The organism is Alkalibacillus haloalkaliphilus (genome assembly GCF_007991275.1).
Lineage (GTDB): Bacteria > Bacillota > Bacilli > Bacillales > Alkalibacillaceae > Alkalibacillus > Alkalibacillus haloalkaliphilus.
On the sequence record NZ_BJYA01000012.1, the window covers coordinates 35,012 to 48,736 of the forward strand.

Here is a 13,725-nt window from a genome sequence, read left to right on the forward strand (position 1 = left end):
AAGGGGTTCGTACTATGAAACCATTAAAATTAACGTTATCGGCGTTTGGCCCATATAAAGACAAAGAGATTATAGACTTTGAAGAACTGGAAAACAACCGACTTTTCGTTATTTCAGGTAAAACAGGTGCTGGGAAGACGACTATCTTTGATGGTATTAGTTTTGCGCTTTATGGTGCAGCTAGTGGCGAAGACCGTGAAAGTGACCAGATGTTACGTAGCGACTTTGCACATGATGATGTTCATACAAGTGCTGAACTATTGTTTGAGTTAAACGGAGAAGTATACCGTATTTTACGTCAGCTTGGACACGTTAAACAAGGTAATAAAACAGCTACAGGTGATCGTTATGAATTTGTCAAAATAAATGGTAACAAAGAAGAGCCATGTGTAGACCGACAAATTGTTTCAGAAATTAATAAACGAGTCGAAGAGTTAGTGGGCTTAACGAAAGAACAATTTAGACAAATTGTTATGCTTCCACAAGGAGAATTTCGTAAATTATTAACGTCTAAAACAGAAAATAAAGAAGAAATATTAAGAAGAATTTTTAAGACAGAGGATTATCAGAAGCTTAATGAACATCTCCGTCGTAAAAAAGAACAAGCGCAAAAGGATAGTGAAGAAGAGCTTAATATGCGTAATCACTATATAAAAGAAATTAGCGCTAAGTTACCGAACCGTGAAGAGTCTTTATTATTTCAAGTTGTTAACCAAGCGTTTTATAACGTGAACCAAGTGATCGCTGGTATGGATGAAGAAAAAGTATTTTATCAAAAGCGTGTTGAACAACTAAGTAGTGAAAAGGAGCAACTTAGTAAACAACAAGAGAAAGTAACTGCTCAGTATCATGAAGCTAAGTCAATTCATGAGAAAGATCAAGAATTACAAACAAAGAGAAGTCAGTTAGTTGAATTAGAACGACAAGGGAAAGTAATCAAGGAAAAGGAAGAATCACTTAAATTAGCAGAGAAAGCTAGCCAAATTGAACCGTATGAAAAACAGCTAGAAGAAATTAGAGGTGAAGTCGAGCAAAAACAGCACTATGAAAAGCAACTACAAGAGCAACTATTAAAGGCAAAAGAAGCTTTAGCTAAAGCAGAGACTACTTACAATGAAGAAAAAAATAAAGAATCAGATCGTGAAAAAGCCAAGACTCATTTACAACAATTAGAAGATTTATACCCAAAGGTTCAATCATTAAAGCAACGAGAAGATAAGGTGAAGTATTTAGCTGATCAATTATCACAAAGTGAGAAAGCTTTAAAGCAATCAAAAGAGAACCTGCAGCAGTTGCAAATTAAAAGAGATGAAAACCAGAAACGCATCAATGAATTTGAAGAGGCTTTACAGTCACTTCATATGAAACAACAACAGTTGCAAGAAGAAAGAGAAAAGTATCGTTTATTTAAAAACTATATAGACCTTTTGAATGCTAAAGAAAGCTTAAATCAAAAGCTTCAACATTATGGTGATGAGTTTAAAGCTAAGAAAAAAGATCAAGAGCAACTTGAGCAACAATGGATTGAAAGTCAAGCAGCTGTACTAGCACATCAACTACATGATGGAGAGTCTTGTCCTGTTTGTGGTAGTTTAGAACATCCAAATAAGCAAATGAATACTAGTGAGGCACCAAGTAAACATCAATTAGAAGCTTTAAGAAAACAAGTGGATGAAGCCCAAGCAAATTACAGTCGAGTGGAAGGGCAATTAGAAGCTAAAGAGCATGAGATTGAACGGGCAGAAGAGCAAATTCGAAGTTCAGGCGAATCAATCGATCAGCCTGAGAAAACGTTAACGAAAGTTCAAGATTTAGGTAGTGAATTAGCAAAAGAAGTTAAACGATTAACTGATCAACAACAGCAACTTGAACAAATTAAAGAAGAAACAAATTCATTAGAAGAGCAAATTAAACAAGTTCAGGAGCAAAAAGAACAATATGAACGCCATTATTACAATTTAAATGCTGATCACCAATCAGAAGAACGTGCTTATTATGAGCATTTAGAAGTCATTCCAGAAAGGCTTCGTTCCATTAAACAAATTGAGGCTGAAATCGAATCGACTAAATCTGAGTTAAATCAATTAGAACAACAATGGGCACAAGCTCAAAAAGTTTTAGAAGAAGCTAAAAACAATTTAACAACAATAGAAACAACTTTTGAGAGCACACAAACTCATTTAGAAGAGCTAAAAGGCAAACGATTACGCTACGAAGAGATGTTTAAAGAACAATTAGCACAAGCTTCATTTGAACATGTTAATGATTATCAACAATCTAAAAAAGCTGAAAGTGAACGTCAAACGTTAAAGCGTGAAATTGATGACTATAAACAATCAATTAAAATGTTATCAGAACGGATTAAAGAGTTAGAAAAGCAGTTGGAAGGGAAGGATAAACCTGACCTTGAAGCGTTAGAAGAGCAACTTAAAAGTGTCAAACAGCAATATGAAGAAGTGTTTAACCTGTACAATATGAATGTAAGATATTTAGAAGACCTTATTAATTTAAGGGAGAAGATTGAACAAACTCATGAAGCCGCAGCTGAAAAAGAAAAGAAACTGAACCAATTGGCTGATCTTTATAACTTAGTACGCGGTCAAAATGAACAGAAGCTCTCATTTGAACGTTACTTGCAAATTGAGTATTTGGAGCAAATTATAGAAGCGGCAAATGAACGATTACGCAGACTATCTAACGGGCAGTATTATTTAGTTAGAAGTAGCAGGCAAGAAGCGAGAGGGCGTCAAAGTGGATTAGGGCTTGATGTTTACGATGCTTATACGGGACAAGCTCGTGACGTTAAATCGCTATCTGGTGGAGAGAAGTTTAATGCGTCACTTTGTCTAGCGCTTGGTATGTCCGATGTGATTCAAAGCTTTCAAGGTGGTGTATCAATCGAGACGATGTTCATTGACGAAGGATTTGGTTCATTAGACGATGAGTCGTTAAATAAAGCTATTGATACGTTAGTTGACCTACAAAAGTCGGGTAGGATGATAGGGGTAATTTCACACGTCCAAGAATTAAAGACTGCTATACCAGCCATTTTAGAGGTGAGAAAGACTAAGGATGGTTATAGTGAATCAGAGTTTGTTGTGAACTAGGACTGTTGTATGAATTCGAATGAATGTTCGCTTATTTAGTTTAAATCAACTGATTCATTGTATATAATGAAGGTGAGCAGTATTCCGTTTAAGCAAGGTAAGTAGGCCAAGCCTCCATGTCGTCTTTCATAGGCGAGAGAGGAGGTGATGCCTATGAGCGATCGAATATGGACGCTAATGTTAATAGTCATAACTATAACATTCGTCACCCTCGAAGCTCATTTTATTGTCATACCATTTATGTTTTTCATAAATGGCGGCAAAAAGAAACTACCTTGCTTATGCCGGAAGCAAGGTAGTCAGGAAACTTCATCAAGATAGTGCAGCCTACGCCTTGTACGGGCGGATACTGCTTATGAGGTAGGGTGTTAGTTGCACCCTATCTCTTTTTATTTTATGTTTTTAACAAAAAATGTATACATAATCTTATACTTTAAATATAATGGTGTTTTTCACTAATGTCAATTGAAGTACCTAATTTAATATGTTTGAGAAATATTAATCAAACGTTTGATTAATTAGGTTGCTTTTTGTTATGATGCTTGTGCGTTTCGATATACTTTGTTTGAAGATCTTTTATAATTGCTTCTTTAATCATAGGTTCTAACACCTAATCGCCTCCGTTTTTTTGTTCTAACTTAATTTTAAGGTAGAACGAGAGAACGCTAAACAGTACGGAGGTCGAATTGTAATAGTGCTTCAGGCTGAAATAATAATCATCCTTTTGCCTAAGTTGTGTAATAGTCTTCCAAAGCTGAACGCAACTTTCTCTTTGCGGCTTGTCCCCATCCTTTAACTGCATCAACTGTTGTTTGTTCCTGCTCAGCAATTTCTTTCAAGGAGTACCCTTTTAGAATTCTTTTTTCTACAAACAGCCATTGCTTATCGCTTAAGTTTTGACGAACTGTCGTCCAGAAGTGTGGATCGAAATGTTCGATTTGTTTGTTAAACGCTATTTGGTGGTCTATATATTCGTCAACCGTTTCTCGATCTTGTACTCGTTTATGTTTACGAATCTTATCAATTAAGCGACTTCGAATATAAATCGTTGCCATTTTAGGAAATGTCGGATCATGGCCATATTTTCTGTAGGCTTCCCATAAAGCAGTAACGCCTTCTTGATAAAACTCACCTTCATAATCTTTAATGAAAAGTTTGTGGATTTGGTAATGAATCATATTGTTATATTGTTTTAAAAGGTCTTCGAATTGCTTGTCTGTTAAATGGTTGTCCATAGTTTAAAACCTCAGTTGCAGGACAATTCAGACTCCCCATATACTTTTTTAAAAATGTTAAGTTGTTTTGTCACTTGGGCAAATAAAGTAAACTGACAAGGAATCTCAAATTTTCTTTCAAAAATTTGATCGAATTTGTAAAAAACGATCTGTTTTTATCGTTTTCGGAGTTTTTTGATCTAAAGTATCTTAGGTTGTAGAATTGGTCGAAATAACTCTCATATGTAAAATCGATCACACAAGTTAAAAAGTGTTAAAAAAACAGCCAACTGAAATGTCAGTTGGCTGTTTCCTTAAGCAAACGGGTATTCATAATTCAGTTCTTCATAAAATTGTACGTAATCAAGATAAATCATTAATAGAAGGTACCAATTACCGCTTTCAGGATCTTCAACTACAATATGGTCTTTACCTGCCTCACGTACGATCCCTTCAAAAATCATGGCGTTCCACTCATCATTGTTTTCAAACGTCATATAAAATGTCGCTTGCTTTCCTTCATTCAGGCGCAAAATGTTTTCAATGAAAGAACGTTCACGTGGAATTCCAGGTTGTGGCTGCTGTGGCCCATTCGGCCCGTTCCCATTATTGTTTTGCATCCATGGCGGCATTCCTTGACCAGGCCCCATACCACCCGGTTGTTGCATACCGCCTGGCTGTTGCATACCAGGTCCCATACCACCAGGTTGCTGCATGCCGGGTCCCTGTTGCATACCAGGTCCCATGCCTCCTGGTTGTTGCATACCACCTGGTTGTTGCATACCAGGTCCCATACCGCCCGGTTGCTGCATTCCCGGCCCTTGTTGCATTCCACCCGGTTGTTGCATTCCACCACCATATGGAGGCATACCGCCGCTTTGTCCTTGTTGACCACCCCATGGTTTATTACCAGTTGGTTTGTAGTCAGGCCCTTTCTTGTCGAAACCTATACCAGGTGCTTTTGGTGATTGGCCATACTTAGGTGGCATTTTATCACCGTATTTTGGCTGTTGGCTTTTCTTATCCCCTGGATGCTTCTTGTCTGGGTACCATCCTTGTTTAGAGTCCTTAGGATGATAAGGCTTCTTTGCGGGTTGCTTATGAGCAGCCCCTTTTGGTTGTTGTGGTGACTTGGATCTGTTCGACTCATTTCGCTGTTTGTCTTGATTGTTATTAGACTGATCCAAAAAATCAACCTCCCTCAATTATTTAAAAAATTAATTAATAACTCTTAACTTAATGAATTTCAGGACATTCGCCTGGGAATGGCTCGTAAAAACAATGTGCACCAAATTCTCCAGCGAATGGCTGACCAAACCATTCAGGCGGGCAATCACCTGGAGGTCTGAAGAACCATAGTGAAAATCGTCCAGGGTGAATTCTGTCCCCTTGAACTGCTCTTCTTGCAAGGCGGATTTCCTTTTCACGTGCACGTTGATAAAAATAAGACTCTTGAACAGCTTCAAATCCACCAGGGGATTGATAAATCATATCCGGCAAGGATCGAATTTCTTCAAAATCTAAACAGTCTGTTATTACTCGATTAACACCAACGTTTCCTACTAGAAGCATACCTTGTTCTCCGTCTTCTTCGGCCTCGGCACGCATGAGGCGGGCGAGCTCTCTAAGCTGCGCGTCTGTATAAGATATAAGTGCCAATTAACCACCACCTCTTTTACTCAATATCCATCACTATTTCATGTATATGTCGCAGATGGAAAATGATGAATACCTAGTTGAAGAAAATTGACAGGACAAGTAATAAAGTCGCATTTTTTGTAGGACAAGCTATGTGGCAAAGGTGTAAAAAAAAGCCTTAAGTCAACGAGTGACTTAAGGCTTCAAATATACTTATTATACATGCATGACTTTTTCTAATTCTTCACGTTCTTTGCGGTGTCCAATATAGAAGGAGCCGAACTCTGCAAAGCGAGCGCTCACTTCATCGAAACGCATTTCATAAATTAATTTCTTAAATTGTAATGTGTCATGGGCAAATAATGTTACGCCCCATTCCCAGTCGTCTAAACCTTGGCTTCCTGTAATGATTTGGCGAACATGTCCAGCATACTTACGCCCTGTCATACCATGTGTATACATTAGCTTTCCGCGGTCTTCTTTAGACATCATGTACCAATTGTCATCACCATCACGACGCTTGTCCATTGGGTAGAAGCATACGTGATTCCATTTAGGTAAAATAGGCTTTAAGCGAGCTTGGATCTCTGGGTCTGTATCAGGGTCTTTTCCTTGAGCCATATAAGTTGATAGTTCAACAACAGACACATAAGAATAAGGTTGTGTAAAGAACTCTGCCATTTTCGTTTTATTCAGAGCTGTTTCTAACTCTGTTAATTCTTCCATCGTTGGACGAACGTTCAAAAATAATAGGTCTGCTTTATGGCCAACAACTGTATAAAATCCAAAGCTACCTTGTTTGTCAGACTCAACATCTTGCCACGATGCCATTAAGTGGTTTAGTTCACTAATAGCTTGTTCGCGCTCTTCAGTGCTTGCTTTCTTCCAAGCTGTCCAATCGACTTGTCTAAAATCATGTAGCATATACCAACCATCTAAAGTTTCTACTGCTTCTGGCATTTATGTCACTCTCCTTAAGTCTCTTGTATTACTTCCACCAATAATATATCACAAGCTGCATTAGAGGTTAAAAGATATGGTTATGAACGTTTTGTTAACGGAAGGTCTTTATTACGCTTTTGCATTAACTCTAGTCTTGATTCATACCAGTTGAACTCTTGCTCGTTTAATGGTTGGTGAATGACATCAATTTGCTCAGAATGGAGTCGGCTTAATATTTGCTCTTTTATTTGAGAGACAGTTATTTTTTTATTTAGTAATTGTTCTAGAGAAGCCATAACTTCTGGATTAACGTTCGGGTAGTTAAATTTCGTTTGTTCACCTTTGATCGACTTATTGTAAAACTGCTTAAGTAGTTCTGCTCGTTGGCTCCCATCACCTTCAACGCATAAATAAATTTGGACAGCTGACCCATTTTTGACACGCCTTTGTGAAATACCGGCAAATTTTTGGCCATTTATACTTAAATCGTATGAGCCAGGGCAATATGATTGCTCGATTTCATAAGCTTCAATCATTGGTTGTTCATCTTGAAATAACCATTTTATAAATCCAACCATTGCTTCATATCCATCATGTATGTCGCTTTGTTTCGTATCTGGGAATATTAAGGAAATATTTAATACCCCTTCATCTAAAGCGACAGCAAGACCTCCAGAATTACGAATGATCACATTATAACCTTGTTCACTTAAATAATGAACGCCATCTTGTATGTGTGGTAAACGACTGTCAGGAATACCTAAAACGATTGTTGGTTCATGAACCCAATAGCGCATAACCGTTTCTTTTGACTGACTGACAGATAAGCAAAGCGCATCATCAGTTGCGAAGGACTGTGAAATGGTTGATAGGCTAGGATCACTATGATCTATAAACCTTATTTGATTAATGTCTAACAATTTATGATTCATCTCAGATCGTTCCTCTTCATATAAGCTGTCTTATATTATAACAAATCGTTGCAAGAATAGAAAAAGCACAGTAAAGAAACAGTTACAAATTGCTCGGTATAAGTGCTAAAATAGAAACAATATTAAGAAAAATTGAAGGTGATTGTATGAAAAAAATATTATTAACCGGATTTGAACCGTTTTTAAATTTTAAACTCAATCCAACGATGGAAGTCGTTAAGCATTTAGATGGAAGTACGATTAATGGCTATGAAGTTGTGACTAGAGTATTGCCAGTTGATTTTTCAACGAGTGGGAAAGAATTGCTTAATGCAATTGAAGAAACTAAACCAGATGCGATTGTATCACTTGGCTTAGCTGGGGGAAGGTCCAAGTTAACACCTGAAAGAATTGCAATTAATTGTAATGATGGCGGAGAACCGGATAATCATGGACGTGTCCCAAGTGGTGAACCAATTGTTGGAGGAGGGTCTGACGGGCTTTTTAGTACGTTACCGATCCGTGAAATGGTAAATGAGTTAAAGGAAAAAGGGTATCCAGCTGAAATCTCTAATTCTGCTGGGACGTATTTGTGTAACCATGTCATGTACCAAGCTTTAAATTATGTTAAACAACAAGGTCAACAAATTCCAACTGGGTTTATTCACATACCGGCCTCTCACGAATTGGCAATAGAACATGGGAAAGTCCCTAGTTGGTCACAAACAGATTTAAATGAAGCTGTTTCAGTTTGCTTAGCTTGTATAAAGGATGGGCGTTAATGGATTACTCATTGCACCCATTAGGTAATCAAGCTTTAGTTATTTCGTTTGGTGATGAAATTTCACAAGCTTTGCATGAGCAAGTAGTGGCAACTTATAAAAGTTTGCAACAAGCTCGCATTGCGTATGTGACAGACTTAGTTCCTACATATCGCTCTGTAGCTGTTTATTATAATTGGCGTGTCGTTTCATATTGTGAGGTCGAACAACGTGTTCAAGCATTAATGAAAACTGTTCAGTTAGAAGAAAGTTTAAATGAACAAAAGGTTATTAATCTACCTGTCTGTTATGAGGGTGAGTTTGCACCAGATCTACAAGCATTAGCTGAGTTTCACAACATGTCTCAACAGGAAGTCATTAAACGACATAGTGAACCCAATTATTTAGTTTATATGATTGGTTTTTTACCTGGTTTTCCATATTTAGGTGGGTTGGATGATGAGCTTGAAACACAGCGCTTGCAAACGCCACGAGCAGAAGTTTCTAAAGGAAGCGTAGGCATTGCAGGTAAGCAAACAGGGGTTTACCCAGTGTCATCACCAGGAGGTTGGCACATTATTGGCAATACACCGATTGAACTGTTTGATGTTAAACGAGAACAACCTGTTTTGTTTGAAGTAGGAGACCAACTGAAATTTTACCCAGTAACACGTTCAGAGTACGACTGGATTTATGAAAAGGGATGTATTGAAGACTTTATTCAATAAAGGTGGGACTAAGTTTGAAGATTGATATTAATGCAGATTTAGGAGAGAGTTTTGGTCAGTACACATTGGGTGATGATGAGAAGTTGATGAGTGTTATTACATCAGCTAATGTTGCATGTGGTTATCATGCTGGTGATTACCGAACGATTCCACAGTCAATTAAACTGGCAAAAGCAGCTAACGTTGCTATCGGGGCTCATCCTGGCTATCCAGACTTACTCGGATTTGGTCGACGGAACATGGACATCCCGGCTGAAGAAGTTTATCAGCTAGTCGTTTACCAAGTTGGAGCAGTGAGAGCTTTTTGTATGGTTGAAGGTGTCCCGTTACACCACGTTAAACCACATGGTGCTTTGTATAACGAAGCGGCTAAAAATCGAAACCTAGCATTAGCGATCGCACAAGCAGTAAAAGATGTTGATCCACGATTAGTGTTGTATGGTTTGGCTAATAGTCAACTAATTGAAGCGGCTAAGCAGCTAGATTTAGCATACGCACCTGAAGTATTTGCGGATCGTACGTATACAGAAGAAGGTCTTTTAACCTCCCGTCAATATGATGGTGCAGTAATTACTAGTCTAGAATCAATTAAAAAACAAGTAAGTGAATTGGTTTTTGAAGGAGTAGTGACGACTGCTACAAATAAGAAAATTCCAATGCAAGCAGATACTCTCTGTTTTCATGGGGACGGACAGTCTGCCTATCATCATGCTAAAGTCATACGTGATATGTTAGAAGCTGACCGTGTCAATGTCCAAGCAATTAATTATTAATCAAACGTTTGATTAATATGTTAGGTGATGTGAAATGGAGCAATTAATTCAAGTCAAAAAGCCAGGTTTGTTTCTATCCATTCAAGATCTAGGAAGACCTGGCTACCAGCATTTAGGTGTGCCAGTGTCAGGTGCAATGGATCGGTATGCCTTAATTATGGGAAATCGCTTATTAAATAATGAAGATGGTTTTGCCGCACTTGAGATTACGTTTGGTGGCACTGAATTGACTTTTAAATACGATGCTGTCATTTGTATCACTGGTGGAGACTTAGCAGCGCATATTGATTATGAACCTGTTCCTTTATGGGAAACGATCAAAGTTCAACAAGGGAAGCGGTTAACCTTTGAAAGACCGGTCCGCGGTATGAGGGCTTATCTTTGTGTTGCTGGTGGTATACAGTCAGAGAAGTGGTTAGGGAGTCAATCCACTTTTGAGAAAGGAAAGATGGGGAGTAGGTTAGAAGAAGAAGACGTTATTAAAGTAGGTCAAGTTGACGGTGATCAGCCTTATTTAAGAGCTTTGCGACGGGATTTACGCCCTATACTAACGCAAACAGTGACGTTGAGAGTGGTTGCGAGTCAGATCGAATCTCAGTTCACGACTGCTTCTGTATCAAAATTCTACCAATCTAGCTACGTGTTTAAAAAAGGTGACCGTATGGGGTGTATGTTAGAAGGTGCTTCTTTAGTCCATACTAGTACGGCTGATATCGTGTCGGATGTTGTTACTTATGGAACCATTCAAGTTCCAGCAAATGGACAGCCTATGATTTTGTTAGCTGATCGTCAAACTACTGGCGGTTATACTACTATAGGAACCGTGATCTCTGCTGATCATTGGAAGTTGGCACAAATGGCACCAGGTGCAACCGTTCAATTCGAAAAAGTGTCAATTAAAGAAGCGGAATGGTTGCAACAATTATGGCAACAATTTTAATGTTGTTTAGATTTAAATAGACAAGCTGTTTTATTTAAGTTCGAAAAAAGCTATAATAATTTTAAGACATAGAGATTGATAGAAAGGTCGGGAAAAATGGCATATCGTGATGAGAAATTACATGAAGAAAAGGTGTTTAAAGACCCTGTTCACCGCTATATTCATGTCCGGGATCGTGTGATTTGGGACTTGATTGGTACACCTGAGTTTCAGCGTCTAAGACGAATTAAACAATTAGGCACGACGTATTTGACTTTCCACGGTGCAGAGCATAGTCGTTTTAACCATTCCTTAGGTGTATATGAGATTGTGCGCAGAATTATTGAGAACTTCCGTGACCAACCGTTTTGGGATGATGATGAACGTATACTATGTTTGTGCGCTGCATTACTTCATGATTTAGGGCATGGGCCGTTTTCTCATTCGTTTGAGAAAGTGTTTGATTTAGATCATGAAGACTTCACGAGAGCGATTATTTTAGGTGATACGAAAGTTAATGAAATTTTACGCCGTGTAGATGAAAACTTTCCCCAAGATGTTGCCGATGTTATACATAAGACATATTCTAATAAATTAGTTGTCAGTCTCATCTCCAGTCAAATTGATGCTGATCGAATGGATTATTTACAACGTGATGCATACTTCACTGGAGTGAGTTATGGTCACTTTGATATGGAGCGTATTTTACGCGTCATGCGCCCTATGGAAGATCAAATGGTTATTAAAGAAAGTGGTATGCATGCTGTAGAAGACTATATTATGAGCCGATATCAAATGTATTGGCAAGTTTATTTTCATCCGGTAACAAGAAGTGCGGAAGTTATATTATCTAAAATTTTACACCGAGCGAAAGAATTATATATGGCCAATGAATATGAGTTCAAGCTGAAACCGACGCACTTTGAGAGCTTCTTCTTAAAAGAAGTGAGCTTAGAGGACTATTTAAAGTTAGATGAGAATGTGGTATTTTATTATTTCCACATATGGAAAGAAGAAGAGGATGCAATCTTATCTGATTTATGTCGTCGATTTGTTGATCGTGACTTATTCAAATATATTGAATTCGACCCTGGAAATCAGTACCGAGAACTTATGGACTTGAAAGAATGCTTTAATGAAGCAGGGGTTGATCCTATTTATTATTTAGAAGTAGATTCTTCATCTGATTTGCCGTATGATTTCTATCGACCTGGTGAGGAGGAAGAACGTCTTCCGATTCATCTACAATTGCCAACAGGTGAGTTAAAAGAGCTATCACGTCAATCTGATATTGTTGAATCGATATCAGGTAAGAAACGAACAGATCATAAATTATATTTTGCTAAAGATTTAATAGAGCAACTTCCAGAAGAAAGCGACATCAAGAAGCGGATATATGAAATTTTGAAAGGGTAAGGAGTTGTGTTCATGTTAGAGGATCACGCGAGGCTAATGGCGTTTTTTGAACAAGCACAAGAAGTAGTAGGTCGTAAAAGACTGCAAAAAATGGTGTATATCTTAAAAAAGTGTGGCTTTGATTTTTCTGAGCGTTATTCATTTCATTTTTATGGTCCTTATTCTGAAGAACTATCAACACGAATTGAAGAACTTTGTAATTTAGGATTCCTAGATGAAGCGAAAGAGAAAGAAAAAGGCTATTATCAATATCGTTATCATTTAACAGACCGTGGTGCAGGCTTCCTAAGTGAATCTGGTGTCACGACACCCAATATGGACGCTGTTATTCAAAAAATGGACGAACAGAGTTCGAAATTTTTAGAGTTAGTATCGACAATGTTGTATTTTGATAACTTCTCTAAAGAAGAAATAGAAGATAAGGTGCGTACAGTTAAAAGCCAACAAAATTATACTGAAGCGGATTTTGAAGAAGCATGGCGCTTTATCAATGATATGAAACACTAATATTAAGAAGGGGTGTGTAACCTCTTCTTTTTTGTATGGAGGTTTTTTTAATATGGTGAGTGTATTTTGGTATTTAACTTACTTATTAGTTCCCCCTATATTGTTAGGTGTTGCCGCCTTCATAATAGTGGATATTATTAGAAGGCCAAAACATATGTATTCGTGGTTTATTTTAGCTGGGTTGGTGGCTGTAATTTTTCTAATATTATCAACATGGTTTTAAACTTGGCTTTAGTCTAATTCCCCTTCCGTTTTCATAAAATATAAGAAACAGTTGATGGTGGAGGGGATTTAGTTGAAGAAACTGTTAGGTCGACCAACGTCTTTATTAATTATTATTACAGTGCTTGTCTTTGCTATGTTTTTACAGGTTGGATCGATGAGTACCCTTCCAGGACAACAAGTAGATTCCGTGAACCGAGCATTACCATTTATGGTTTTGTTAATCGGTTTATTTTTTTACTTAGTCTATATATGGTATGAATTGTTACGTCCGTATGTATTAGGTCATTGGTTAATTATTTCGGCGATTTTTGTATCAGTTCATTGGGGTATTGCGATTAGTTACCAACAGAAATCTATTGAACAATATCGTCAGCAAATAGTAGATTTGTTTGAAAGCCAGTTTGGTTATATTGATTGGGATTATATAGATTCAGTGACGACGTTATTCCTGTCTAGTCATATGAATCACCAATTGTATAATGTTAATACCTTTCTTATGTATATGAGTCTTTCTTTTTTTACCTCTATAGTTTTAGTGTATAAATTAGGTGAGTAAGAAGGTGTGGACAAGCAAGATATTTGCG

General features: G+C 37.6%; 14 protein-coding genes. 9 read left to right on the plus strand and 5 right to left on the minus strand.

From position 1 onward, the window contains the following. Window positions 1-14 precede the first annotated feature (14 nt). Window positions 15-3,107, plus strand: a complete 3,093-nt coding sequence (locus AHA02nite_RS08780) for an AAA family ATPase (RefSeq protein ID WP_146816410.1) — start codon at window positions 15-17, stop codon at window positions 3,105-3,107. A 153-nt stretch (window positions 3,108-3,260) separates the two neighbouring features. Continuing rightward, window positions 3,261-3,428 carry a hypothetical protein gene (locus AHA02nite_RS15120; RefSeq protein ID WP_170236032.1) on the plus strand — a complete coding sequence of 56 codons (168 nt, stop codon included), beginning with the start codon at window positions 3,261-3,263 and terminating at the stop codon, window positions 3,426-3,428. Window positions 3,429-3,835: 407 nt separating this feature from the next. Here AHA02nite_RS15120 and AHA02nite_RS08785 read toward each other — a convergent pair whose 3' ends face one another. From AHA02nite_RS08785 to AHA02nite_RS08805, 5 genes are all read right to left on the minus strand, one after another. Then, window positions 3,836-4,342, minus strand: a complete 507-nt coding sequence (locus AHA02nite_RS08785; protein WP_146816412.1) for a sigma-70 family RNA polymerase sigma factor — start codon at window positions 4,340-4,342, stop codon at window positions 3,836-3,838. 293 nt (window positions 4,343-4,635) lie between these two features. Beyond that, window positions 4,636-5,133 carry a spore coat protein GerQ gene (gene gerQ, locus AHA02nite_RS15450; protein ID WP_407642736.1) on the minus strand — a complete coding sequence of 166 codons (498 nt, stop codon included), beginning with the start codon at window positions 5,131-5,133 and terminating at the stop codon, window positions 4,636-4,638. A gap of 424 nt (window positions 5,134-5,557) precedes the next feature. Further along, on the minus strand, window positions 5,558-5,980 hold the full coding sequence (locus AHA02nite_RS08795) for a cell wall hydrolase (protein ID WP_146816414.1): 423 nt from the start codon (window positions 5,978-5,980) through the stop codon (window positions 5,558-5,560). Between the two features lie 195 nt (window positions 5,981-6,175). Further along, window positions 6,176-6,919 carry a hydrogen peroxide-dependent heme synthase gene (gene hemQ, locus AHA02nite_RS08800; RefSeq protein WP_146816416.1) on the minus strand — a complete coding sequence of 248 codons (744 nt, stop codon included), beginning with the start codon at window positions 6,917-6,919 and terminating at the stop codon, window positions 6,176-6,178. 80 nt (window positions 6,920-6,999) lie between these two features. Then, window positions 7,000-7,833 (minus strand): lipoate--protein ligase family protein, encoded by an 834-nt coding sequence (locus AHA02nite_RS08805; RefSeq protein WP_146816418.1) that lies wholly within the window; start codon window positions 7,831-7,833, stop codon window positions 7,000-7,002. A gap of 146 nt (window positions 7,834-7,979) precedes the next feature. Between AHA02nite_RS08805 and pcp the strand changes: the two genes are divergently transcribed. The 7 genes from pcp (at window position 7,980) to AHA02nite_RS08840 (ending at window position 13,697) form a co-directional block, all read left to right on the plus strand. Continuing rightward, the gene (gene pcp / locus AHA02nite_RS08810; RefSeq protein ID WP_146816420.1) at window positions 7,980-8,594 is read left to right on the plus strand and encodes a pyroglutamyl-peptidase I; all 615 of its coding nucleotides are present in this window, start codon (window positions 7,980-7,982) and stop codon (window positions 8,592-8,594) included. Next, window positions 8,594-9,301, plus strand: coding sequence for a 5-oxoprolinase subunit PxpB (pxpB, locus tag AHA02nite_RS08815; RefSeq protein WP_146816422.1), 708 nt, complete (start codon window positions 8,594-8,596; stop codon window positions 9,299-9,301). Before pcp ends, pxpB begins: the two co-directional genes overlap by 1 nt. Window positions 9,302-9,315: 14 nt before the next feature. Further along, window positions 9,316-10,074 carry a LamB/YcsF family protein gene (locus AHA02nite_RS08820; RefSeq protein ID WP_146816424.1) on the plus strand — a complete coding sequence of 253 codons (759 nt, stop codon included), beginning with the start codon at window positions 9,316-9,318 and terminating at the stop codon, window positions 10,072-10,074. Between the two features lie 34 nt (window positions 10,075-10,108). Further along, on the plus strand, window positions 10,109-11,014 hold the full coding sequence (locus AHA02nite_RS08825; RefSeq protein ID WP_146816426.1) for a 5-oxoprolinase subunit C family protein: 906 nt from the start codon (window positions 10,109-10,111) through the stop codon (window positions 11,012-11,014). Window positions 11,015-11,110: 96 nt separating this feature from the next. Next, a complete protein-coding gene (locus AHA02nite_RS08830) occupies window positions 11,111-12,409 on the plus strand; it encodes an HD domain-containing protein (RefSeq protein WP_146816427.1) in 1,299 nt (432 codons plus the stop codon). Window positions 12,410-12,421: 12 nt separating this feature from the next. Continuing rightward, complete coding sequence (locus tag AHA02nite_RS08835; protein WP_146816429.1) at window positions 12,422-12,916, plus strand: YwgA family protein; 495 nt, start codon at window positions 12,422-12,424, stop codon at window positions 12,914-12,916. Window positions 12,917-13,211: 295 nt separating this feature from the next. Then, entirely contained in the window at window positions 13,212-13,697 is a 486-nt protein-coding gene (locus tag AHA02nite_RS08840) for a hypothetical protein (RefSeq protein WP_146816431.1), read from the plus strand. Window positions 13,698-13,725: the final 28 nt, after the last annotated feature.